The 364-nt window shown below is 42.6% G+C and carries 1 pseudogene; it reads left to right on the top strand.

What is annotated here, in order from left to right:
* Positions 1 to 324, top strand: a pseudogene (locus ACYQ0N_RS15420) (hypothetical protein); the annotation flags it as partial.
* Positions 325 to 364: the final 40 nt, after the last annotated feature.

Below are 364 nucleotides of genomic sequence, written 5' to 3'. Positions count from 1 at the left end.
GAAAATCCCGCTGTCATAAAGCTGCTGGAACAGGACATGAAGTTTTTAGACGACATTCAGCTTGAAATGTCTACCGCAAGACAGTTTATGTTCTGCGTAAGAACAAAGGACAAAAAGGAATCGCAGATATTTCAGCAGATAAACCGCGCTTCCAAGATAATATCGGAGCATGGCTTTGACGTCAGAAGAATGAATAAGGAGGATATAAAGAGAATGCTGGCTATTTACTTTGACGTCTCTATGAACGGAGATAAAATCGAGGACGCGGAGGGAGAAAAATATATTGAGCCGATACAGGATAAGGAGAAGCCGTATGCCGTTTAAAAAAAGAGCGATGACTCCGGAACAGGCGGAGGAAATAAGG

It is taken from the genome of Ruminococcus sporogenes, from assembly GCF_054655175.1.
The sequence above is the reverse complement of the archived record's forward strand: the minus strand, read 5'-3'. Positions and strand labels throughout refer to the sequence as shown.